Annotated in this window: 18 protein-coding genes; 10 read left to right on the top strand and 8 right to left on the bottom strand. The window is 68.4% G+C overall.

Going from position 1 to position 22,799, the window contains the following annotated elements; genetic code table 11:
- On the bottom strand, positions 1–322 hold a 322-nt coding region (locus GORHZ_RS11345; protein ID WP_006333068.1), incomplete at its 3' end, for a hypothetical protein.
- 214 nt (positions 323–536) lie between these two features.
- Here GORHZ_RS11345 and GORHZ_RS11340 point away from each other — a divergent pair.
- Positions 537–2,408 carry an acyclic terpene utilization AtuA family protein gene (locus GORHZ_RS11340; RefSeq protein WP_006333067.1) on the top strand — a complete coding sequence of 624 codons (1,872 nt, stop codon included), beginning with the start codon at positions 537–539 and terminating at the stop codon, positions 2,406–2,408.
- Positions 2,405–3,901, top strand: a complete 1,497-nt coding sequence (locus tag GORHZ_RS11335; protein WP_006333060.1) for a CoA transferase — start codon at positions 2,405–2,407, stop codon at positions 3,899–3,901. Before GORHZ_RS11340 ends, GORHZ_RS11335 begins: the two co-directional genes overlap by 4 nt.
- A 29-nt stretch (positions 3,902–3,930) precedes the next feature.
- On the opposite strand, the gene GORHZ_RS11330 is transcribed toward GORHZ_RS11335, so the two are convergent.
- Positions 3,931–4,449, bottom strand: coding sequence for a hypothetical protein (locus tag GORHZ_RS11330; protein ID WP_006333058.1), 519 nt, complete (start codon positions 4,447–4,449; stop codon positions 3,931–3,933).
- 113 nt (positions 4,450–4,562) lie between these two features.
- Here GORHZ_RS11330 and GORHZ_RS11325 point away from each other — a divergent pair, with 113 nt between their 5' ends.
- Both GORHZ_RS11325 and GORHZ_RS11320 read left to right on the top strand, forming a co-directional pair.
- Entirely contained in the window at positions 4,563–5,201 is a 639-nt protein-coding gene (locus tag GORHZ_RS11325; RefSeq protein WP_006333056.1) for a GntR family transcriptional regulator, read from the top strand.
- On the top strand, positions 5,198–6,436 hold the full coding sequence (locus tag GORHZ_RS11320) for an MFS transporter (RefSeq protein ID WP_006333054.1): 1,239 nt from the start codon (positions 5,198–5,200) through the stop codon (positions 6,434–6,436). The genes GORHZ_RS11325 and GORHZ_RS11320 overlap by 4 nt, the downstream gene beginning before the upstream one ends.
- 7 nt (positions 6,437–6,443) lie before the next feature.
- Here the strand turns inward: GORHZ_RS11320 and GORHZ_RS11315 are convergent, their stop codons facing one another.
- From GORHZ_RS11315 to GORHZ_RS11295, 5 genes are all read right to left on the bottom strand, one after another.
- Positions 6,444–6,659 carry a hypothetical protein gene (locus GORHZ_RS11315; RefSeq protein WP_006333052.1) on the bottom strand — a complete coding sequence of 72 codons (216 nt, stop codon included), beginning with the start codon at positions 6,657–6,659 and terminating at the stop codon, positions 6,444–6,446.
- Between the two features lie 53 nt (positions 6,660–6,712).
- Positions 6,713–7,372: a GntR family transcriptional regulator gene (locus tag GORHZ_RS11310; RefSeq protein ID WP_006333050.1), complete on the bottom strand. Its 660-nt coding sequence runs from the start codon at positions 7,370–7,372 to the stop codon at positions 6,713–6,715.
- A gap of 98 nt (positions 7,373–7,470) precedes the next feature.
- Positions 7,471–8,424, bottom strand: coding sequence for a transketolase family protein (locus GORHZ_RS11305; RefSeq protein WP_217998320.1), 954 nt, complete (start codon positions 8,422–8,424; stop codon positions 7,471–7,473).
- A gap of 65 nt (positions 8,425–8,489) precedes the next feature.
- A complete protein-coding gene (locus tag GORHZ_RS11300) occupies positions 8,490–9,299 on the bottom strand; it encodes a transketolase (protein ID WP_083877267.1) in 810 nt (269 codons plus the stop codon).
- Positions 9,300–9,431: 132 nt separating this feature from the next.
- Entirely contained in the window at positions 9,432–10,778 is a 1,347-nt protein-coding gene (locus GORHZ_RS11295) for an MFS transporter (RefSeq protein ID WP_006333044.1), read from the bottom strand.
- Between the two features lie 198 nt (positions 10,779–10,976).
- On the opposite strand from GORHZ_RS11295, the gene GORHZ_RS11290 reads away from it, so the two are divergent.
- The 4 genes from GORHZ_RS11290 to GORHZ_RS11275 all read left to right on the top strand — a co-directional run bounded on the left by GORHZ_RS11290 (position 10,977) and on the right by GORHZ_RS11275 (position 14,926).
- Positions 10,977–11,804, top strand: a complete 828-nt coding sequence (locus tag GORHZ_RS11290; RefSeq protein ID WP_006333043.1) for a sugar phosphate isomerase/epimerase family protein — start codon at positions 10,977–10,979, stop codon at positions 11,802–11,804.
- 76 nt (positions 11,805–11,880) lie between these two features.
- Positions 11,881–12,654, top strand: a complete 774-nt coding sequence (locus GORHZ_RS11285; protein WP_006333042.1) for an SDR family NAD(P)-dependent oxidoreductase — start codon at positions 11,881–11,883, stop codon at positions 12,652–12,654.
- A gap of 36 nt (positions 12,655–12,690) precedes the next feature.
- Positions 12,691–14,427 (top strand): dihydroxyacetone kinase family protein, encoded by a 1,737-nt coding sequence (locus tag GORHZ_RS11280; protein ID WP_006333041.1) that lies wholly within the window; start codon positions 12,691–12,693, stop codon positions 14,425–14,427.
- A 10-nt stretch (positions 14,428–14,437) separates the two neighbouring features.
- On the top strand, positions 14,438–14,926 hold the full coding sequence (locus GORHZ_RS11275) for a ribose-5-phosphate isomerase (RefSeq protein WP_006333040.1): 489 nt from the start codon (positions 14,438–14,440) through the stop codon (positions 14,924–14,926).
- A 100-nt stretch (positions 14,927–15,026) separates the two neighbouring features.
- On the opposite strand, the gene GORHZ_RS11270 is transcribed toward GORHZ_RS11275, so the two are convergent.
- A complete protein-coding gene (locus GORHZ_RS11270) occupies positions 15,027–17,750 on the bottom strand; it encodes a cation-transporting P-type ATPase (protein ID WP_006333039.1) in 2,724 nt (907 codons plus the stop codon).
- A gap of 236 nt (positions 17,751–17,986) precedes the next feature.
- Here GORHZ_RS11270 and GORHZ_RS11265 point away from each other — a divergent pair, with 236 nt between their 5' ends.
- Together GORHZ_RS11265 and GORHZ_RS11260 are read left to right on the top strand one after the other, a co-directional pair.
- Positions 17,987–21,466 carry a non-ribosomal peptide synthetase gene (locus tag GORHZ_RS11265; protein WP_006333038.1) on the top strand — a complete coding sequence of 1,160 codons (3,480 nt, stop codon included), beginning with the start codon at positions 17,987–17,989 and terminating at the stop codon, positions 21,464–21,466.
- Positions 21,466–22,791 carry a SidA/IucD/PvdA family monooxygenase gene (locus GORHZ_RS11260; RefSeq protein WP_006333037.1) on the top strand — a complete coding sequence of 442 codons (1,326 nt, stop codon included), beginning with the start codon at positions 21,466–21,468 and terminating at the stop codon, positions 22,789–22,791. The genes GORHZ_RS11265 and GORHZ_RS11260 overlap by 1 nt, the downstream gene beginning before the upstream one ends.
- The last annotated feature ends 8 nt before the right edge of the window (positions 22,792–22,799 follow it).

The raw sequence follows: 22,799 nt of genomic DNA, 5'->3' as shown, positions 1-22,799 counted from the left end.
ACCGACTCCGACCTCGTTGCCGTCGGGGTCGCGGAACACCGCCTTCCCGGACGCCGTTGTCATAGGTCTCTTGTGAGTCCGGTTCGACGCCCCGTTCGGCCGTCGACGCCAGGAAGTCACCCAGATCGTCGACGAACAGCGTGACGTGCCCGTGCCCGGCATCGTCCGGCGCCACCACGACGTAGACGTGGCCGTGATCGGTCAGCGTCCACACCCGCTCGACAGCGTTGGGTTCGAACGACGCGACGTCACCGAGCAGCCGCTCGAACCACGCGACGGACTGCGGCAGATCTCGCACCGGTACCCCGGCGAACACGTCCATTTCTCATCGCCTCCTCACGAGTACGACCGGATCGTCGACGAAGAGTCATCGGGATGTCCGGCGACACCCTGACCCGGGATGGGCGAACCGGCGGTGCGCGGACGGTTTCCCTTCGTAACCTGGGAGGCGAAATGACACCCGACGCGGGGGCGGGTTGTCCAACCGGCACGCCTGTCCCCGCGGCGAGAACACCAACCCACCAGGAGGTGGCGAGATGGTCCGCGGACCCATCCGCATCGCGAACTTTTCCGGATATCTCGGCGATCGACGCTCCGGCATCGACGAGGCGATGGCCGGAGACCCGATCGACGTGCTGATCGGTGACTACCTCGCCGAGATCACCCTGGCGTCGCTCTCTGCGGCCTATCAGCGCGACCCCGGCCGCGGCTACGTCGAATACTTCGTCGACCAGATCCGGCCGCACCTGCCCGCGATCGCCGAACGCGGTATCAAGGTGGTCACCAACGCCGGCGGCTTTCATCCCGCGCAGCTTGCCGCGGTGCTGCGCACGGAGGCCGCCGCGGTCGGGGTCGAGTTGAGCGTCGCCCATATCGATGGCGACAACATCGTCGCCGACCTGCCGAGGCTGCGGGAGCAGGGGCACCGACTCGACAACCTCGACGGCGGGGCGCCGATGTCGGACTGGCGCGCGACCCCGTTCGCGGCCAACGCCTATCTCGGTGGTTGGGGCGTCGCCGCGGCGCTGGGCGGGGGCGCCGACATCGTGGTCTGCGGCCGGGTCACCGACGCGTCGCTGACCGCGGGACCGGCCGCCTGGTGGCACCAGTGGGCGCCCGACGACTGGGACGCGATCGCCGGCGGCGTGGTTGCCGGACACATCATCGAATGCGGGGCCCACGCGGTCGGCGGCAACTTCTCCGGATTCCTCGACATCCCACACATGACCGTGCCCGGCTTCCCCATCGCGGAGATCGCCGCCGACGGCACCTGTGTCATCACCAAACACACCCGCGACGGCGGCGCGGTCACCGTCGACACCGTCACCGCACAGCTCGTCTACGAGATTCAGGGCCCGCTCTACCTCAACCCCGACGTCAGCGTGCACCTCGACGACGTCCGCCTCGAGGACGTCGGGCCCGACCGGGTCCGGGTGGCCGGCACGACCGGATCCCCGCCGCCGCCGACGACCAAGGTCGCGCTGTTCGGCCCCGTCGGCTACACCCTGGTCAACACCGTCTACGTCACCGCCCCGCACGTGCCGGAGAAGGTTGCGCTGATCCGCGAACAACTCGAGCGGGAACTCCCCGACGAGGTCGAACTCGACCTGACCCCGCTCGGTGTCGCCGCCGAGGACCCGGAATCACAGTGGGCGGCCACGGTGCCGCTGCGCGTGATGGTGACCGCACCGACCGCCGCCGCGCTGGCCGAGGCCGATATCGGACGACGACTGGGCAGCCTGTACCTGCAGAGCATCCCCGGCTTCTTCCACGACGTCGCCGCCGGGCTCACCTCGAAACCGCGTCCACGCGTGGACTACTGGCCGGGCCTGCTGCCCATGACCGCCCTCGACCACCGCGCCGTCCTCGACGACGGGCGCACCGTCACGGTGCCCGCCCCGCAACACACCGAGATCCTCACCCAGCCGACCCACCCCGAACCCGAGGAGGCGCCGCTGTCCGACCGGGTCCGCCGGGTCCCGCTCGGCACCGTGACCCACGCCCGCAGCGGCGACAAGGGCGGCAACAGCAACGTCGGCATCTGGACCCCCGACCCGAAGGTGTGGCCGTGGCTGCGCCGGTTCCTGACCACCGACGAGATCCGCCGGCTGGTGCCCGACGCCAAGGACCTCGACATCGTCCGCCACGAGTTCCCCGAACTGCGCGCCGTGCACTTCGTGCTGCGCGGGCTGCTCGGCACCGGCGGATCGTCCAACACCCGGGTCGACCAGGTCGGCAAGGCGATCGGCGAGTACATCCGCGCCCGGCAGGTGCTGATCCCCGACGAGTTGCTCGCCGACGGCCCCGCGTTCGCCGACGACGGGGAGTTCGCCGAACTGAGCCGGGCCACGACGAGCCACATCCATCAAGCCACCGAGCACGACCACACCACGAGGGAGACCCGGTGACCACACTGACCGAGCGACTCACCGCCGCCATCACCACGCCGGCGACCGACGATGCCTTCGACCCGGCCGCCGAACTCGATGACGTCCTCGGCGGCATCGGGATGAGTGCCGCCGACACCGGCGGCACGATCTCCTTCCGTGGGGCCGATCCGGTGGTCAACAGCGCCCTTCGTCTCGGTGGTGCCTCGGCGATCGCGCTGGCCGCGAAATCGGCTGCGCTGGCGAAGCTCTGGCAGATGCGCGGTGGTTCCGGCCAGGATATCGACGTCGACCTGCGCAGTGCACCGCACCGCCTGTGCCCGTTCTACGACCGAAAGTGGGAGCTGCTCAACGGCTATCCCGCCGGCACGCCGTCGAATCCGTCCAACGCGTTGGGCTTTCGCTTCTATCAGACCGCCGACGATCGGTGGATGATGCCGCTCAACCCGTATCCGAAGATCAAGGTCGGCGCCCAGAAACTGCTCGGCGTCCCCGACGATGAGGATGCCGTGGCCGCAGCAGTGGCCACCTGGAAAGGTGTCGAACTCGAGGCCGCCGGCGCCGATGCCGGTGTGGTGATGCCGATGTTGCGGACCGTCTCCGAGGTGCTCACCGAACCGCACTACCGCGACGTGTTCGCCGACATGCCGCTGATCGAGATCACCAAGCTCTCCGACGGCGATCCCGTGCCGTTGCCGACCGATGGTGACCAACCCCTCGACGGTATCCGCGCACTCGGGATGGGGCATGTGATCGCCGGTGCCGGCGTCGGACGCGCGCTCGCCCTGCACGGCGCCGACGTCCTGAATATCTGGCGCCCCAACGAACTCGAACACGACGCGACGTACGTCAGCGGCAACGTCGGGGTGCGGTCGGCGACCATCAGCCCCTATCGCGCCGAGGGTGCCGAACGTATCCGGCAACTCCTCGCCGGCGCCGACGTGTTCTACGCCAACCGCCGTCCCGGCTACCTCGCCAAGATCGGGTTGTCGCCGCAGGAGGCGGCGCAGACCCGGCCGGGCATCGTCTACGCGACCGCCTCACTCAACGGCGAGACCGGGCCGTGGTCGCAGTGGGTCGGTTTCGACCAGACCGCCGGCAGCCTCGCCGGGATGATGCTGCTCGAGGGCGGCGGGGAGGTTCCCGCGTTGCCACCGATCATGGTGGTCAACGACTACATCGTCTCCTGGCTGATGACCGCGGGCATCGTCGAGGCGTTGGCACGTCGTGCCGTCGACGGCGGCAGCTATCGGGTGCATGTCTCGCTCACCCGCGCGGCGCTGTGGATCATCGGGATGGGCGTGTTCGACAAGGGCTATGCCGCCGAGGTCGCCGGACAGACGCACGGCGACCACCATTACCTGGACCCGGAGACCTTCACCGCCGACACCCCGCTCGGCACGTATCAGGGTGTGACCGACCAGATTCGGATGAGTGTCACGCCCGGCCGCTACCGCACCATCCTGGTCCCGAAGGGCTCATCCCGTCCGGAATGGCAGACCGACGTGTCTTGATGATGTTCGGATCACCCCGGGGGGAATTCCTACTTGAAGTCGGTACACGGCGTCCGCGACCACACGGTCACGGTGCGGGAAGGCTTGTCGCCCTTGACGTAGAGAGCCACCTCGAATCCGCGGTCGTCTTCGGCGGCACGGTCGTAGGTGCTGTTCGGTGCGGCCAGCTCCTTCTCGTGGTAGCCGCGCTCGGCCAGCGTGGCGAAGCGATCCGCCATGGCCTGCAGTTCGGCGTCGTCGGCGTCGGGGGAGGTCCGGATCTCGAGATGCCACGGAGGCCCCTGCGGCATCAACGTGTCGGGGTTGGTGGCACAGCCGGTGTAGCCGTTGCCGCCCGTGGGGCCCGGCGGGGGAGCGGGTGCCGGTTCGGCCTGCCAGTCCGGGAGGATGGTGGCGATGTTGTTGTTGAGGATGTTCCACGCTTCGGCGTGGCTCATGGTGAGCGCGGCGGGTTCGTCGGTGCTCGTCGAGCATCCCGTCGCCGCCAGCAGAACGCCGACCGCGGCCACGATGGGGACAATCCGACGCGCACGGCGGTGACGGTTCATGATCCCGATTCCTACCATGGCCATCGCAGCGGGATGTCCGGAAGGATGTCGTTCGGTGGGCCGACACCAACCTCTTGTATACATACTTGCATGCAAGAGATACCATCGTCCGCATGACGAAGCAGACGGCGAACGCGGCCGATGAGGCCTATCGCGCCACGCGGGCGCGGATCATCTCCGGCGAGCTGTCCGGTGGCGTCCTCCTCAGCGAGGTCGAGGTCGGCCAGGAGCTCGGCGTCAGCCGCACACCGGTGCACGAGGCGTTCCTGCGCCTCGCGTCCGAACAGCTGTTGACCCTCATCCCGCGCCGGGGTGCGGTCGTCAATCCCGTCGCCGTGTCGGAGTCGGCGGATGTCCTCGCGATGCGTCACGCCATCGAAACCGCGGCGGCGCGCCAGGTGTTCGCGGCCGCCGGGCCGGGCGCCGAGGTCCGTGCGCAGATCGAGGACAACCTGGCCCGGCAGGGTGAACTCGTCGCGCAGGCCGATGTTTCCGGCTTCGTCGACGCCGACGACGACTTCCACGCTCTCGTCGTCGCCGCGTCGAAGAACCCGATCGCCGTCCACTTCTATGAGATGCTCCGGGGTCGCCAGCAACGCCTGCGCAACGTCCTGCTCAGGATCGATCCGGCAACGCTGGGTGCGGCATACGGCGATCATCGACATCTCGCCGAATGCCTGTTCAGCGGAGACGAGGACGGCTACCAGCGCACGCTGGCCACGCACTTCGACCGCTATCAGGGGGCGATATGAGTCTGCGCGCGCAACCCACGACGACGCTGAACCGGCCGTCGTCCCCAACCACGCGCCCATGGCTGCTCGTCTTCGGGGCCCTGTTCGTCTGCGCCTGGTCGGGCAATCAGTTCAGTCCACTGTTGCTGATGTACCGCGACGTCGAGCACTACTCGTCGGCGACGGTCACCCTGTTTCTCGGTGTCTACGTGGCGGGGCTCGCGCCCGCGCTGATCATCGCCGGTGCGGTGTCGGATCACCTCGGCCGGAAACTGCCGATGATCGCGGCGGTCGCGTTCGGCGTACTGGGCAGCGTGCTGCTCGCGTTCGACCAGTTCGGTGAGGTGCCGATCATCATCGGGCGGCTGTTCGCCGGTATGTCGGTGGGAACCGCGATGTCGGTGGGCACCAGCTGGCTCAAGGAGTTGTCGTGGCCACCGCACGACCTGACCGCCGATGCGGGCGCGGGCGCCCGCCGCGCATCGTTGGCGTTCACCCTCGGCTCTGCACTCGGCGCGCTCGTCGCAGGCTGCATCGCCCAGTGGGGTCCGTCGCCCCAGATCCTGCCCTTCCTCATCCACATCGCGGTGACGGTTCCGTTCCTCTGGATCATCGCCAAGGCCCCGGAGACGGTCCAACCCGGGCCGCCCGCACCGATCACCACCCGGCTCCGGGTCACCTCGGCGCGACACCGCCGTTTCGTCCGCGTCGTCCTGATCTGCGGCCCATGGCTTTTCGTCGCCTGCGGCTTGTCTTACGGGTATCAGCCGGTGCTGCTCGCCGACTCCGCCGGCGGGCTCGGACTGGCGTACGCCACGCTGCTCAGCGTGATCGCCCTGGGTGCCGGTGCTGCGGTGCAGCCGTTGGCCCGCCGCATCGATTCACACTCGAGCGCCCGCGGACTCATCGTCGCCCTGATCACCCTGATCGCCGGCCTGATGGTCATGATCGCCTCGGTCGCCACAAAAGATCTGCTGATCGGTGTCGCGGCGAGCATCGTGCTGGGCTGCGGATTCGGCATCGGACTGGTCTCGGGTCTGATGGAGGTTCAGCGCATCGCCCCGGCGCACGAACTGGCCAAGCTGACGGGAGTGTTCTATGCGGTGGCCTACATCGGCTTCGCGGCGCCGACCCTCCTCGCGGCCTTGACCCCGCCGTTCACGACCGTGGAACTCCTGGTCATCCTGGCCGGGCTGCTGGCGGTGTCGGTGGCCGTGGTCATGAGCGGATCGCGCAAGCACCTGCCCGGCCGGTGATGCGCGCTCACGAGATCTTCTTGCGCAGCGCAAGACGCCAGATGATGTTGACGATGATCATCACCGCGACGTAGGCGAGCTGAAACGGCAGTCGCGTGACCCTGCCCCCGAATGTCGCGGTCAGAATCGCCAGCAATCCGAGCGCCAGCGCGACGTACAGCAACTGCAGCACCCACACAAGTACCGGCACACCGAGCAGTCTTCGCGCGAGCACCGGATACACCCACCGATGTTAGTCCGCCATAGCCATAGAGGACGGCGACGACGCCGGAGCGGCTAAGCGACCAGGGTGTCGGCAGCCGCCATCATGTGTGCGGTGACCGTGGCTGCGGCCCGGTCGGCGTCACCGGTGGCGATGGCATCGACGATGTCCAGGTGTCGGCGCGCATCCATGTTGCGGATGCCGCGGTCGACGCCGGCGAACATGATCGACATGCGGATGCTGCCTTCCAACGATGTCCAGGAGTGCACGAGGGTCTCGTTGCCGGTGAGCTGACACATCCTGCGGTGGAAGTTCAGGTCGGCCTCGATCCGGTCCTCGATGCTGGCCGTCTCGCGTCGCTCCATTTCTCGCACCGCGTCGCGAAGGACCTCGACCGCGTCCTCGCGGTCCTCGCGGTCCGAGAGTTCGCGGACGGCAAGCGATTCCAGTGCGGCCCGGACTGAGAAGATGTCCCGGATCTCCTTGGCGTCGAGGTGTCGGACCGTCATGCGGCCGCGGGCACCGGCGGAGATGAGCCCCTCCTGCTGCAGTTGCCGCATGGCCTCGCGCAGGGTGCCGCGGCTGATCTGCATGGCGTCTGACAGTTCGGTTTCCACGAGGTGGGTCCCGGGCCGGATCTGCCCGGAGGTGATGGCACGACGCAGGGAGCTGAGCGCCTGCTCGCGCAGACTGGTCTTCTCCAGCCGCAACAGCGACATCGGGTCGGCGGACATGGCGGGTCTCCTCGGACGATCAACTGTCAACAGGGGTGCTGTTGACAGTTGATCGTACGCGCCGGTTGCGGTGAAGCGCGGGTTGTCGGGCACGATCGTCATCCGAGCAGCTCGAGGACCCGGTCGCGGACCCGGTCGGTGGACAGGCCGTACCGGTCGTGCAGGGTCGGCAGCGCCCCGGCATCGAGGAAGGCGTCGGGCAACGCAATCGGAGTGATCTGCCTGCCGAGGCCGGCGCGCACCACGGCCGCGGCGGTGGCCTCGAACAGACCGCCGGTGACCGAGTGATTCTCCAAGGTCACCGCGAGCCGGTCGGTGTCGAGTTCGCGCAGCACCGTTTCCGCGTCGAACGGTTTGATGGTGGGTGAGTGCACCACGGCGACGCTGACGTTGTCGGCGGCCAGCGCCTCGGCGGCGAGCAATGCCCTCATTGTCATCAGGCCACTGGAGACGAACACGACGTCGGTGCCGTCGCGAAGCACCTTGGCCTTGCCCAGCTCGAAGGTGTAGTCGTACTCGTCGAGGACGGTCGGCACCTGCCCGCGCAGCAGCCGCAGGTAGGTCGGGCCCGGGTGATCGGCGAGCTGCGGCACCGCCGCCGCGATGTCCACCGAATCACACGGGTCGACGATGGTCAGATTCGGCATGCCGCGGAAGATGGCCATGTCCTCGGTGGCCTGGTGCGACGGTCCGTAACCGGTGGTGAGGCCGGGCAGGCCGCCGACGATGTTGACGTTCAGTTCGGGCTCGGCGATGTCGAGGCAGATGAAGTCGTAGGCGCGGCGCGCGGCGAACACCGAGTACGTCGACGCGAACGGGATGAGCCCGGTTTCGGCCATGCCGGCAGCGGCCCCGAACAGGAGCTGTTCGGCCATGCCGACCTGCACGAAACGCTCCGGGAATTCCTGGGCGAAGATGTGCATGTCGGTGTACTTGCCGAGGTCGGCGGTCAGGCCGACGATCTTCTCGTTCTCGCGGGCGGCGGCGACGAGCGCATGTCCGAACGGCGCGGGCGTGGTCTTCTGTCCAGGGTCGGCGAACGACGCGATCATCGCCGAGGTGCGCAGCTTCGGCTTGCCGGTCCCCGAAGCACCGGCCGGACGGGTGGTGGTGGCGGTCACTGGTCTTGTCCTTCGAGGTAGCCGACGGTCAGCTGGTCGCGGCAGATCTGCCATTCGTGGGCTTCGATACGCATGAAGTGCGCCTTCTCGCGTTGTTCGAGAAGGGGCACCCCACAGCCGACGGTGGTGTCGCACAGGATCACCGACGGTGCGGCGACGGCTTCGGCGGCCGCGGTCGCCGCGTCGAAGGCGGCGATGAGGGCATCGATGTCGTTGCCGTCGATCCGCTGGACGAACCATCCGCAGGCCGTCCACTTGTCGGCGACCGGCTCGGTGCGCAGCACGCCGGCGGTCGGGCCGTCGGCCTGCAGGGCGTTGATGTCGACGATGGCGATGAGGCGGCCGAGCTGGTGGTGGGACGCACCCATGGCCGCCTCCCAGGTGGAGCCCTCGTCGAGCTCGCCGTCGGAGAGGAAGTTGATGACCTTGGCATCGTTGCCTTGCATCCGCAGGCCCAGCGCCATCCCGACGGCGACGGTCAGCCCGTGTCCCAAGGAGCCGCCCGAGATCTCCATTCCCGGTGTGTACGTGGACATTCCGGACATGGGGAGCCGTGAGTCGTCGGACCCGTAGGTGTCGAGTTCCTCGATGGGGATCACGCCCGCCTCGGCGAGTGCCGAGTAGAAGCCGATCGCGTAGTGGCCCGCGGAGAGCAGGAACCGGTCGCGCTCCGTCCATTCAGGGTCGTCGCCGCGGTAGTTCATCACGTCGGTGTAGAGGGTGGCCAGGATGTCGGCGCAGCCGAGGGCCTGCCCGACGTATCCCTGGCCCTGGGCCTCGCCCATGTTCAGGACGTGGTGGCGCATCCGTTGCGCGGCGGCGGCGATGCGTTCACGCCGTCGGGCGGTCGGCGCCGTCGTCTGAGGAAGTGTGGAAGTCACGGTGAATCCTTGGAAGTGTCAGGTGTTTCCGGATGGTGCGGAAGTGGCCGGGGCGCGTCACGCGGCGAGCGTGACGCCCTCTCGGTGTGCGTGCTGCGACGCCTCCTCCGCGGCCCGGCGCTCACGCGGACCCCAGGTCTCGCGGGTGTAGATGGCGGCCCACAGGCCGATCGCGCCGTAAATGCTGAACAGCACCGCCGGACCCATCCAGCCGAACTCGACGAACAGCAGGGTGGTGATGAACGGGGTGAACCCGGAGACCATCGCCGAGATCTGGTAGGCCAGCGAGGCACCCGAGGCGCGGGTCTTGGCCTCGAACAGTTCCGGGAACCAGGCACCCTGTGCGCCGGCGAGCGAGTTCTGGCAGATCGCGTAGGAGATCACGATGGTGATGGCGATCAGGAAGAAGCTTCCGGTGTTGACCAGCAGGAACATCGGGATGCCGAAGAAGACGGCGAAGGCGGTCGAGTACAGGTAGACGGTGCGGCGGCCGATCTTGTCGGTCAGTCGTCCCCACGCCGGGGTGGCGACGATGCCGATGGCGGCGCCGATGCACAGGGCGGTCAGGGTCTGGCTCTTGGTGGCCAGGTGCTCGCTGTGCAGGTAGGAGATCATGTACGTGATGGACACCGCGTAGCCGGCGGTCTCGGCGATGCGCAAACCGATGCCGCGCAGGATGTTTCGCCAATCGGTCCGGAGCACCTCAACGATGGGCGACTTCACGATGTCGCCGGAGTCCTTGACGTCTTCGAAGACCGGTGACTCGGGCACCTTGGCCCGGATGATCAGACCGACGATGACCAGGAAGATGCTCGCCAGGAACGGTACGCGCCAGGCCCAGTCGTTGCCGAGGTGGACGCTACCGAGGAACACCAGGTTGGCCAACAGCAGTCCGACGGGGAAACCGGCCTGCACGATGCCGGTGTAGCGGCCCTTTTCTCGCCACGGCGCGTGTTCGTAGCTCATCAGGATTGCGCCACCCCATTCGGCGCCGAAGGCCAGTCCCTGGATGATGCGCACGGTCACGAGCAGGATCGGGGCGACGACGCCGACCGCCGCGTAGGTCGGGAGGAGGCCGATCGCGAAGGTGGCCAGACCCATGAGGATCAGCGACGCGACGAGCACCGGCTTGCGTCCGACTTTGTCGCCGAGATGACCGCCGATGATGCCGCCCAAGGGGCGGGCGGCGAAGCCGACGCCGAGCGTCGCGAACGCGGCCAGCGTGCCGGCGACCGGGGAGGCGCCGGGGAAGAAGGCGGTGCCGAAATAGAGCGCCGCCGCGGTGCCGAATCCGATGAAGTCGTAGGTCTCGATGACCGCGCCGACCGCGGATCCCACGGCCACACGCTTCGCGTCCGGCGTGCCGTTCACCGGCCCCCGCATGGTGAGAGTGTCCTCGCTCATGGCTGATGTCCTTTCAGTATTCGAGCGTAACCCCAGGTCGTCGGCCCGAGCCGGCGATTGGTGAAGCCAGTGTGACCCGACGCACAGCCATTGTCAACAGTCAACATAAATCACATGTCACCGGTTGACTGTTAACAGTCGGCAGAGGTATTGTGCTCGGCATCACAGTTCACGACGCGCAGAAGGACGGACCACGCGATGCTTTTCGACCACAGGCTGGGGTGCTCGACGATCAGCTTCCGACACCTCGAGCTCCCGGCGGCGCTCGCGACGATCGCCGATCTGGGATTCCGTGAGATCGACCTCGGCGCACTGCCCGGGGTCTGCGATCACGTGCCCTACGTGCTCGACGACGACGCGGTGCGGACGGTAGCCGACACGGTCGTCGCGTCCGGGCTGACCGTGCGCTCCATCAACGGAGACATCGGCGATCTCAACACGCCGCTCGACGCTGCGGGCCGCCGCGGGCGCGACGCACATCTCTCGTCGTTGATCGACCTCGCCGTCGCCACCAGGGCCGGCGCCGTCGTCCTCCCGTGCGGCGCCCAGAGCCACGACCCCGTTCGGTCCCTCGACGAGGACCTCGATCTCGTCGCCGACGAACTCGTCCGCGCCGCCGAGACCGCGAACACGCGCGGTGTCGACATCTGGGTCGAGTCCCTGCACTTCTTCCGGTTGTGCTGGAACGTCGATCGCGCCCAGCAACTCGCCGACCGACTGGCCGACACGTCGGTGGGCATCGTCATGGACTTCAGCCACATCGTCGCCTCCGGTGGCGATCCGGTCGACTTCATCGCCCGATTCCACCCGCGGGTCACGCACGTGCACATCCGGGATGCCGTCCCCGGCGACATCCACCGCAGCGTGGGCGCGGGCGCCGCGGATTTTGCCGCCGGGTTCACCGCCCTCGCCGCGGCCGGGTACTCCGGACACTTCGCGCTCGAACTCGAGACCCGCGACATCACCAACGACCAACGTGCCAGCGGAGCGGTCAACGCCGGCACCTTCGTCTCCCGACTTCTCTGACCGCGATCGACTCCGGCCCTGCCCGACCAGAAGACCCGCCCGACCAATAGACCTCAGTAATAACAAGGAGCACATCATGGCAACCATCCAGCGCACCGCGATCATCACCGGCGCCACTTCACCGCGCGGCATCGGGCGCGAGGTAGCCCGCCGCTACGCCGAAGAGGGGTGGGCGATCGTCATCCTCGACCTCGACGGGGAGCTCTCGGCCAAGGTCGCCGCCGAGATCGGCAACCAGTACACCGTCCCGTCCTTCGGCGCCGAGATCGACGTCACCGACGAGGCCTCGGTCGCCGCGGCACAGTCCGCGGTCGCCGCCGAGGTCGCGGGCGGTAACCTGCCGGTCGTCGGTGCGCTGGCCAACATCGCCGGCATCACCTCCCCGGTGCCGTTCCTCGAGACCACCCTCGAACTCTGGAACAAGGTGATGGCCGTCAACGCGACGGGCACCTACCTCGTCACCAAGGCATTCCTGCCCGACATGATCGAGGCCGGCTTCGGCCGCATCGTCAACATGTCGTCGGTGTCGGCGCAACGCGGCGGCGGTGTCTTCGGCAAGGTGCCCTACTCGTCGGCCAAGGCCGCGATCCTCGGGTTCACCAAGTCGCTGGCCCGCGAGCTCGGTACCACCGGGGTGACCGTGAACGCCGTGACCCCCGGCGCCGTCGACACCGACATCCGCGTCGGTTCGACCGACGAACAGGAGGCGGCCCTGGCCGCGTCGATTCCGGTCGGCCGCACCGCCACCACCACCGAGGTCGCCGCGGCGATCACCTTCCTGTCCAGCGAGGACGCCGCCTATCTCACCGGCACCACCCTCGACATCAACGGCGGCAGCCACATGCACTGACGGCAGTGATGTCGTCGCCAGCGGTAAGGACCAGAAATGACTCGACTCTTCAATGACCCGGCCTCGTTCACCGAAGACATGCTCGCCGGATTCCTCGACGCCAACTCGCGATACGTCGTCGGTGTACCCGGCGGTGTCGTCCGCGCCACCGAAACCCCGTCCGGAAAGGTCGCGGTGGTCGTCGGCGGCGGCTCCGGCCACTACCCGGCCTTCTGCGGCGTGGTGGGACCGGGATTCGCCGACGGGGCGGTGGTGGGCAACGTGTTCACCTCACCCTCGGCCCAGCAGGCAGCGTCGGTTGCCCGTGCCGCACACGGCGATTCCGGAGTGCTGCTGCTCACCGGAAACTATGCCGGCGATGTCATGAACTTCGGACTCGCGACCTCGACGCTTCGCGACGAGGGGATTGACGCCCGGTTCCTCACCGTCACCGACGACATCGCGAGCGCCCCGGTTCAGGAGGCCGAGAAGAGGCGCGGCATCGCCGGGGACTTCCCGGTGTTCCGTTGTGCCAGTGCGGCCGCCGAGGCCGGATACTCCATGGACGAGGTGGAACGGGTCGCACGGACGACCAACGCCGCCACCCGAACCCTCGGTGTCGCATTCGACGGATGCACGATGCCCGGCAGTGACGCGCCACTGTTCACCGTGCCTGACGCGACCATGGGCCTCGGCCTGGGCATCCACGGCGAACCCGGGGTCGCCAACCACGCCATGCCGCGCGCCGACGAACTGGCCGACCTGCTCGTCGACGGGGTCCTCGCCGACGCGGAAAAGCTTCCGCCGCCGATCGATTCCCGCCGGATCGCGGTCATCCTCAACGGGCTGGGCCGAACCAAATACGAAGAGCTGTTCGTGGTCTGGAAGACGGCGTCGGCGAGGCTGTCCGAAGCCGGATACTCCGTCATCGAACCCGAGATCGGTGAACTGGTCACCAGCCTGGACATGGCGGGGTGCTCGTTGACTCTGACGTGGCTCGACGACGAGCTCGAGACATTGTGGACCAGCCCCGCCGACACCCCGGCCTACAAGCGGGGCGCCATCGCCCCGGCCGTCGAGCAGGTCCGGCGCACGGCCGTCGCCTCGGGTTCGGCGGTCGAGGCGACCATCGAGTCCGATCACGACTCCCGAGTCGCCGCCGCCCAGGTGGTGCTCGGCTTCGAGGCGGTCCACGATGCCATCGTCGATGCCGAGGAGGAACTCGGGCGCATCGACGCGGTCGCCGGCGACGGTGACCACGGCCGCGGCATGGTCCGCGGAATCACCGCTGCGCTCGAAGCCGCCCGCGTCGCCGCTGAGGCGGGTTCCGGTGCGGGACAGGTCTTCCGGTCCGCCGGTGACTCCTGGGCAGCCGAGGCCGGCGGCACGTCGGGAGTCCTGTGGGGCGCCGCACTCAACGCCGTCGGACGCCGCCTCGGTGACGAGGGCACGCCGGACGCCGGCGCCATCGCCGACGCAGTTCGACTCGGCTATCAGGCCATGCTCCATCTCGGCGGAGCGCAACCCGGCGACAAGACGATGCTCGACGCGATCGGACCGTTTTCCGCTGCGCTGGACGCCGCAGTCTCGGGAGCACACGACTGGCGCACCGTATGGCGCGACGCCGCCGAGATCGCGACGAAGTCGGCGGCCGCCACCGCGAACCTCGTTCCCAAGGTCGGGCGGGCGCGTCCCCTCGCCGAGCGCAGCGTCGGCACCCCCGACGCCGGCGCCGTCTCTTTCGGCCTGTGCGTCACCACCGTCGCCGATCTTCTTCCCATCGCTACCCACTGAAGGAATTCCGTTGAGCACCAACACCGATAACCGACCCTTGACTATCGCCATCGGCAGCGACGATGCCGGCGTCGACTACAAGTCGATTCTCGGCGCCGACCTGGCCGCCGATCCGCGCGTCGCCTCCGTCATCGATGTCGGGGTACGTCCCGACGAGCACACCCACTATCCGCACGTCGCGGTGGCCGCCGCCCGGCTGGTCGCCGACGGCACCGCCGACCGCGCCCTGCTGATCTGCGGCACCGGACTGGGCGTCGCGATCAGCGCCAACAAGGTGCCCGGTGTCCGGGCCGTCACCGCGCACGACAGTTTCTCCGTCGAGCGGGCGATCCTGTCCAACGACGCACAGATCCTCTGCTTCGGACAGCGCGTCATCGGGATCGAACTCGCCCGCAAACTCGCCCGCGAATGGCTCGGGTACCAGTTCGACCCGGCATCGGCGTCGGCCGAGAAGGTGGCCGCGATCGGCGAGTACGAGCGGGTCCCCGCCGCGAGCTAGCCGCCCGCCCCCGCCCCGACGGTCCGTCCCCCCGATCTGTGTTCGCTCGCCGAATGCAGTCGGGGGACGATCGCAGGTCCGGGGGACGAACGGCTTCCGATCACCGGGGGAGGTTCCCCACACGGGCGCGTAGCCACTTGTCCACCGCCACCACCAGGCTGGCGACGAGGGCGATGCCGACGATGCGCAGCCAGACGCCGAGGTCGAGCGGCGCGGTTTGAAACACCGTGTTCATCACCGGCAGGTAGGTGATCGCGAGTTGGGCGACGATCTGCACCGATACCCCGACGATGAGCCAGCGATTGGTGAACAGTCCGATACGCCATGCCGATCGGGTCAGCGAGCGGCAGCTGAACAGGTAGAACGCCTCGACCGTCACGAAGAGATTCAGCGCCGCGGTCCGTGCCTCGGACTCCATCGCCCCACGGGACAGTTCCCACTCGAAGAGCACCCACGATCCCGCGACGAGCAGGATCGAGACCAGCAGGATCCGCTCAACCAGGGCGCGGGTGAGCAGCGGTTGACCGGGGTCACGCGGCGCGCGGGTCATGATGCCGGCCTCCTTGGGTTCGAAGGCCAGCATGAGTCCGAGTGCCACGGCCGTGGTCATGTTGATCCACAGAATCTGGGTGGGCAGGATCGGCAGCGCCGTCCCGAGGGCGATCGCCACCATGATCACCAGTCCCTCGGCGATGTTCGTGGGTAGCGTCCAGGTGATGAACTTCGTGAGGTTGTCGAAGACGCCGCGGCCCTCTTCCACCGCGGCTTCGATGGTGGCGAAGTCGTCGTCGGTGAGCACCATGTCGGCGGCGTCCTTGGCGACCTCGGTACCGCCTCGGCCCATCGCGACCCCGATGTTGGCCTGCCGCAGCGCGGGCGCGTCGTTGACACCGTCACCGGTCATCGCGACGATGTGACCCTTGTCCTGTAGTGCCTCGACGAGCCGCAACTTCTGTTCCGGCGACACCCTGGCGAAGACGTTCGCACGCTCGACGGCGTCGTCGTACTCGTCGGATGGGATCTCGGACAACTCCGTGCCGGTCAGGATCTCCCGGTCGACCGGTTGATCGGGGTCGAGCAGTCCGACGGCGCCGGCGATCGCACCTGCGGTGCGGGCATGGTCGCCGGTGATCATCTTCACCGCGATGCCGGCGGAATGGCAGGCGGCCACCGCCGGTACGGCCGCCGCGCGGGGCGGGTCGAGCATGGCCTGCAGACCCGTCAACGTGACAGTGCCCCGGAGAGCCTCCTCGGTGAGGTCGGCGCCGTCGGCCGGGCTGCGCACTCCTGTGGCCAGCACCCGCAGCCCCTTCGCGGCAAGCGCGTCGACTGCCTGCAGAACGGCCCGACGATCGATCGGTGACAGCGCGCCATCGGCCCCCATCTGGGTGTTGCTCAATTCGAGTATCCGCTCGACCGCACCCTTGACGAGCACGACATGGCCGTCGTTGCCGGAGCTGTGCAGGGTGGCCATGTACTGGCGTTCCGAACTGAACGGGAGCGTCGTGACCCGTGGCAGGGCCGCCCCCAAATGATCGGCTGTGAGACCGGTCTTGGCGGCGACGACGAGCATGGCGACCTCGGTTGGGTCACCGGCGATGTCCCAGCGCTCACCATCGCGCGTGAGCGCCGCGTCGTTGCATGCCGCACCCGCCAACAGTGACCAGCGCAGCGCGGCGTTCGCATCGATCGAGGCCTGCGCCCCGTCGCGGAGCTGCAACGCACCGGTGGGGGCGTAGCCAGAGCCGGAGGCCTCCACCGATCCGTCGGGTGTCCAGATCTCGCGCACAGTCATCTGGTTCTCGGTCAGCGTGCCCGTCTTGTCGGCGCAGATCACGGTGGTGCTGCCCAGGGTTTCGACCGCAGGCAGACGGCGCACAACGGCTCGGCGCTTGGCCATACGTGCCACGCCTATCGCCAGCGTGATCGTCACGGCGGCCGGGAGTCCCTCGGGGATCGCGCCGACCGCCAGTGCGATGGCCGCGGTGAACATCTCCACCGCATCCTGTTCGCGCAACAGCCCGATCACGAAGGTCGCGGCCGCCAGCCCGAGGATGCCCACGGTCAGGATCTTGCTGAACCAGGCAAGCTTCTCGGTCAGTGGCGTCGCCGTCACGTCGGCCGCACCGACCAGACGATGGATCTCACCGATCTCTGTTTCCGCTCCCGTGGCGACGACGATGCCCGCACCGGTCCCCGCCGTCACCAACGTCCCTGAGTAGGCCATGTTGCGCCGATCCGCCACCGGCGTTGTCTCGGGCAGGATCACCTCGTCCTTCGACACCGACAATGACTCGCCGGTCAATGCCGATTCGTCGATGCGCAGTTCGGTCTGTCGGAGCAGCCGGATATCGGCGGGGATCTTGTCCCCGGCCTCCACATGCACCAGATCGCCGGGCACCAACTCGTCGGAGGCGATCACCTGCTCCCGGCCGTCACGCACCACCGTGGCGTCGGTGTGCACCATCGTGCGCAGACTCTGCAGTTCCGCCTCCGCCCGGGACTCCTGGATCAACCCCACGATGGCGTTGACGATCACCACGCCGAAAATCACCGCAGAGTCCACGTATGCCTGCAGTGCCGCGGTGACGGCGCCGGCACCCAGCAGGACATAGATCAGAGGGTGGTGGAACTGGCGCAGGATCCTGAGCGCCAGACTCGACCCGCGCGGAGCGGGAAGTGTATTGGGCCCGAACCGGTCGAAGCGCTCGCGGGCCGCTTCATCGGTGAGCCCGCGATGGGCATCGGTCTGCAACAGCAGGACGACCTCGTGCCCGGAGAGCCGGTGGTGTGCGTTCGGTGTGACGGTTGCCGGCGTGGTCATCGCATCCACCTCCGCTGCTCTGCGGAGGTGGCAGCCACCGGTTCGATGACGTGCATCATTCTCACACCCTCGACTGTCCCAGACCGGAGTCGAGCGGGCAGGCCGAGCCTTTGGCGAGGGGTCGCGACTTGTGAGATTGGATAGTTTAGGCTTACCTAATTCACGTCCGATGTGCTCCGGAGGAGTGCCGATCATGGTTGTGACCGCCTGGCGCGGCAGAAAGGGAACCAGCACCGATGAGTGCACATGACGAGGTCCGTGCCCGGATCGCCGAGATCCTCGCCCTACCGTCCGCCGAGATCGACGATCACGACAATCTCATCGCGATGGGGCTGGACTCGATCCGGATGATGAAGATCGCCGGCGAATGGCGGCGGCGTGGACACCAACTGACCTTCGCCGACCTCGCGGCCGAACCCACCGTGGGCGCCTGGGTCGCGATGCTGGCCGCCACCGAGCCGGCCCCGATCAACAGCGCGCAGGATCTCCCGGCGCCCGCGGCAGACTCCGCTGACGCGCAGGGTGACTCGTTCGAACTCGCGCCGATGCAGCACGCCTATTGGGTGGGCCGCACCGACGCTGCCGATCTCGGTGGCGTCGCGGCCCACCTCTACGTGGAGTTCGACGGCGCCGGCCTGGATCCCGACCGCCTCCAGTCGGCCACCCACGCCCTGGTCGACCTGCACCCGATGCTGCGGGCCCAGTTCCTGCCCGACGGTACTCAGCGCGTGTTGGCGTCGCTGCCGCATGATCCGTTCCGCGTCAACGATCTCCGCGATCTACCTCCCGACGACGTCGAGGCGGAGCTTGCGGAGATCCGTGACCGCAAGAGCCACCAGATGCTCGATGTGGCCGCCGGGCAGGTTGTCGACCTCACGCTGACGCTGCTGCCCGACGACCGGCACCGGATGCACTTCGACATCGACATGCTCGCCGCCGATGCCATGAGCTACCGGGTATTGCTGGCCGATCTGGTCACCTTCTACCACGGCGGCACCCCGCCCACCCCGGGCTACACCTACCGTGACTATCTACAGCGGCGTCGGGAACACCCGAATCCAAACCGTGAGCGCGACCGGCGTTGGTGGACCGATCGCCTCGGCGAATTACCCACCGCGCCGGCACTTCCCACCGGTGGCGACACCGCGGTCATCGACCACCGGGTGGTCCGCCACCACCACTGGGTCGACGCGGCGACGAAGGGCGCGCTGTTGGCCGCCGCACACGAGCGCGGTGTCACACCCGCCGTCGCGCTGGCCGCGGTGTTCGCGGCGACGATCAGCGCCTGGTCGAGCGAGGACCGGTTTCTGCTCAATGTCCCGCTGTTCCAGCGTGAACCGGTCCATCCCGACATCGAGCGGGTGTCGGGCGACTTCAGCTCGTCGGTGCTGGTCGATGTGGACCTACGGCATGCACAGTCGGTGCTCGATCTGACCCGGTCGATACAGAAGACCATGCACGCCAACGGGTCCCATTCCAGCTACGGAGCTCTCGAGGTGCTGCGCGACCTCGGACGTGCCCGGGGTGAGCAGGTGCTGGCGCCGGTCGTGTACACCAGCGCCCTCGGGTTGGGGGAGCTGTTCGCCGACGATGTGCTCGAGCTGCTGGGCGAACCGGAATGGATTGTGTCGCAGGGGCCACAGGTGGTCCTCGATGCCCAGGTCACCGAGGTCCGAGGGGGACTGCTGCTCAACTGGGATGTCCGCGAGTCCGCGTTCCCACCCGGCGTGATCGAGGCGATGTTCGCCCAGTACACCGCCGCCGTCGACCGACTCGGCGACGGCGATGCGGGCTGGCTGGCGACGTCGGCGCCGCAACTGCCGGCCGGCCAGCGCACCACCCGACGACGCGTGAACGACACGGCCGCACCGACATCCGGACGCGTCCTGCACGAGGAGTTCTTCCGCACCGCCACCCACGACCCCGACCGGACCGCGCTGATCTGGCGGGATGCGACGATGACCTACGGACAACTCGCCGCCGAGGCCCTCGCGGTCGCCGGGGCGCTGCGGGCCGTCGGCGTGCTCCCGGGTGACGCCGTCGGCGTGCAGCTGCCGAAGGGTCACGAGCAGGTCATCGCCACCCTCGGTGTCTTCGCCGCCGGTGCGGTGTGGATTCCCATCGGACACGACCAGCCGGCCACCCGCAGAGCGTCGATCATCGACACCGGCGATATCCGAGTGATTCTCGGCGCCGGCAGCGCGCTGGAGAACATTCCGGGCGGGGTCGTCGCCCTGGATCTGCCCGGCGCCCGGGATCATCGGATACCGCTGACCGGCGCGCTGCTCCCCGACCCGGAGTCGGTGGCCTACGTGCTGTTCACCTCGGGCTCGACCGGCACCCCGAAGGGTGTCGAGGTACCCCATCGTGCGGCGATGAACACCATCGACGACATCAACGACCGCTTCGATGTCGGCGCCGACGATCGGTCGCTGACGGTCGCCGCGCTCGAGTTCGACATCTCCGTGTACGACATCTTCGGTATCTACAGCGCCGGCGGCGCCGTGATCACGGTCGACGCGCAGGCGGCGAAGGATCCGGCCGCCTGGCTCGATCAGCTCCGCCGCCACCGCGCTTCGATCCTCACCTGTGTGCCGAGCGCCTTCGACATGCTCCTGACCGTCGCCGAGTCCGATCCGGCGGGACTGGGGGATTCGTTGCGGACGGCCCTGCTCGGCGGCGACTGGGTCGGCGTCGACCTGCCGCGCCGGATGCACGCGATGGCTCCGCACGCCCGCTTCGCCGGACTCGGGGGAGCCACCGAGATCGCCATCCACGGCACCGTGTGCGAGATCCTCGATCCGCCCACGCACTGGACCGCCGTGCCGTTCGGCACCCCGCTGCGCAATGTCGAATGCCGCGTGGTGGATTCGCAGTTCCGCGACTGCCCGGACTGGGTCACAGGTGAACTCTGGGTGGGCGGTGCGGGGGTGGCCAAGGGCTACCGCAACGACCGCGAGCGTACTGCGCACCGATTCGTCGAACGGGAGGGCCAACGCTGGTATCGCACCGGCGATCTCGCGCGCTACTGGCCCGACGGCACCATCGAGTTCCTCGGCCGCGCCGACGATCAGGTCAAGATCCGCGGATTCCGGGTGGAACTCGGCGAGGTCGAGGGTGCGTTACGGTCGCTCGACGGCGTGCGCCAGGCGGTCGCCATGGTCGCCGGGGACGGCACGCCGCGTCTCGTCGCCGCGATCACCGCCGACGGCTCGCACCGGATCGACGCGGAGGCCGCGCTCGGCGAGCTCCTCCCGAGCTACATGATCCCGTCCCGGATCGAGATCCTCGAGTCCCTCCCGCTCACCCGGAACGGCAAACTGGACCGCCGGGCCGTCGGGTCGCTGCTCGCCGGCAGCGGCTCCGACGGTGAGATCCATGCTTCTGCAAATGATCTGGAATCTGCGCTGATCGACATCATCGCCGGGGTGCTGTCGATCTCGCCGGACCGCCTCGGCGTGACCGACGACTTCTTCTCCGTCGGCGGCGACTCGGTCCTGGCCACACAGGTGATCGCCCGAATCCGGGACTGGCTCGACGCCCCACATGTCGGCATCGTGGACATCTTCTCCGCCCGCACGGTGCGGGACCTCGCCCGCCGCATCGACGCATCGGACGACACGCCGGGCCGGCTCGAACAGGTCGCCGCGATCTACCTGGAGATCGCCGCCATGGACGACGACGAGCTGGCGCAGGCGAGCGAGGTGACCCGCTGATGCCCGGCCCGAACCCATCCACACCAACCACGCTGCTGGTGATCGGTGCAGGCCCCAAGGCGCTCGCCGTCGCCGCCAAGGCCAAGGTCATGCGGGATCTGGGCCTGCCCGCGCCGCATGTGCGTGTCGTCGAGGCGCATGACGTCGGCGCCAACTGGCAGTCCATCGGCGGCTGGACGGACGGCCGTCACCGGTTGGGGACCAGCCCGGAGAAGGACATCGGGTTCCCGTACCGTTCGGCCGTCGCCGGACACGGTCGCGCGGACCACGACGCCGAGATCAGCCGCCGCATGCTCGACTACAGCTGGATGTCGTTCCTCGTCGAACACCAGACCTACGCAGAATGGGTCGACCGGGGTCGACCGCATCCGGAGCACCACGTGTGGGCCCGCTATCTGCAGTGGGTCGCCGCGCGCGCCGAACTCGACCTCGTGATCGGATCGGTCCGCGCCATCTGCGCCGACGAGGACCGGTGGGCCCTCGAGGTCGCCACCCCCGACGGCGGAATCGAGGAGGTCGTCGGCGACGCGCTGATGATCACGGGGCCAGGCTCGAGCCAGACGGCGATGGTCGACGACGAGCGGGTGCTGTCGATCGCCTCGTTCTGGGACCTGGTGTCGCGGCGCGCATTACCGCCCGCGTCGCGGGCCGCGGTGATCGGCGGAGGCGAGACCGCGGGGTCGGCGCTGGACGAACTGGCCCGGCACGACGTGATGACCGTGTCGGTCATCTCGCCGGGTGCCACCATCTACACCCGCGGCGAGAGCTACTTCGAGAACGCCATGTTCAGCGATCCCACCGGCTGGCCGAACCTCACCCCCGAGGAGCGACGAGATGTCATCCGCCGCACCGACCGCGGCGTGTTCTCGGTACGCGTGCAGGAAAACCTTCTCGGAGACAACCGGATTCACCACCTGCAGGGCCGCGCCGTGTCCGCGCGCCGAGCCGGCGACCTGATCGCGGTGACCCTGCACAACCCCGGCCGGCCGCCGCAGACGCACAGCTTCGACCTCGTCGTCGACGCCACCGGCGGCCAACCGCTGTGGTTCCTGGACCTGTTCACCGACGATGCCGCCGACCTGCTGGAGCTGACCCTGGGCTGGCCTCCCACCCTCGAGCGCATCGAGACGTCGATCGGTCACGATCTCGCGGTCACCGGGCTGACGCCTAAGCTGTACCTGCCCAACCTCGCCGGATTCGCGCAGGGGCCGGGATTCCCGAACCTCAGCTCCCTGGGCGAACTGTCCAACCGCGTCCTGCGCATCGCGTCCCGACGGAACCGCGACGCCCGCCCCGCGCGGCTCGGCCAGGTGACGCGACCATGACGAGGCGC

This window comes from Gordonia rhizosphera NBRC 16068 (genome assembly GCF_000298195.1).
Classification (GTDB): domain Bacteria; phylum Actinomycetota; class Actinomycetes; order Mycobacteriales; family Mycobacteriaceae; genus Gordonia; species Gordonia rhizosphera.
Note: the sequence above shows the minus strand (reverse complement) of the source record. Positions and strands in the feature narration are given on the sequence as shown.

Bases quoted from the DNA above. Each gene is read 5' to 3' on its own strand.
- GORHZ_RS11340 (WP_006333067.1), top strand. From the start codon at position 537: ATGGTCCGCGGACCCATCCGCATCGCGAACTTTTCCGGATATCTCGGC.
- GORHZ_RS11330 (WP_006333058.1), bottom strand. From the start codon at position 4,449: ATGAACCGTCACCGCCGTGCGCGTCGGATTGTCCCCATCGTGGCCGCG.
- GORHZ_RS11325 (WP_006333056.1), top strand. From the start codon at position 4,563: ATGACGAAGCAGACGGCGAACGCGGCCGATGAGGCCTATCGCGCCACG.
- GORHZ_RS11320 (WP_006333054.1), top strand. From the start codon at position 5,198: ATGAGTCTGCGCGCGCAACCCACGACGACGCTGAACCGGCCGTCGTCC.
- GORHZ_RS11310 (WP_006333050.1), bottom strand. From the start codon at position 7,372: ATGTCCGCCGACCCGATGTCGCTGTTGCGGCTGGAGAAGACCAGTCTG.
- GORHZ_RS11305 (WP_217998320.1), bottom strand. From the start codon at position 8,424: ATGATCGCGTCGTTCGCCGACCCTGGACAGAAGACCACGCCCGCGCCG.
- GORHZ_RS11300 (WP_083877267.1), bottom strand. From the start codon at position 9,299: ATGCGCCACCACGTCCTGAACATGGGCGAGGCCCAGGGCCAGGGATAC.
- GORHZ_RS11295 (WP_006333044.1), bottom strand. From the start codon at position 10,778: ATGAGCGAGGACACTCTCACCATGCGGGGGCCGGTGAACGGCACGCCG.
- GORHZ_RS11290 (WP_006333043.1), top strand. From the start codon at position 10,977: ATGCTTTTCGACCACAGGCTGGGGTGCTCGACGATCAGCTTCCGACAC.
- GORHZ_RS11285 (WP_006333042.1), top strand. From the start codon at position 11,881: ATGGCAACCATCCAGCGCACCGCGATCATCACCGGCGCCACTTCACCG.
- GORHZ_RS11280 (WP_006333041.1), top strand. From the start codon at position 12,691: ATGACTCGACTCTTCAATGACCCGGCCTCGTTCACCGAAGACATGCTC.
- GORHZ_RS11270 (WP_006333039.1), bottom strand. From the start codon at position 17,750: ATGACCACGCCGGCAACCGTCACACCGAACGCACACCACCGGCTCTCC.
- GORHZ_RS11265 (WP_006333038.1), top strand. From the start codon at position 17,987: ATGAGTGCACATGACGAGGTCCGTGCCCGGATCGCCGAGATCCTCGCC.
- GORHZ_RS11260 (WP_006333037.1), top strand. From the start codon at position 21,466: ATGCCCGGCCCGAACCCATCCACACCAACCACGCTGCTGGTGATCGGT.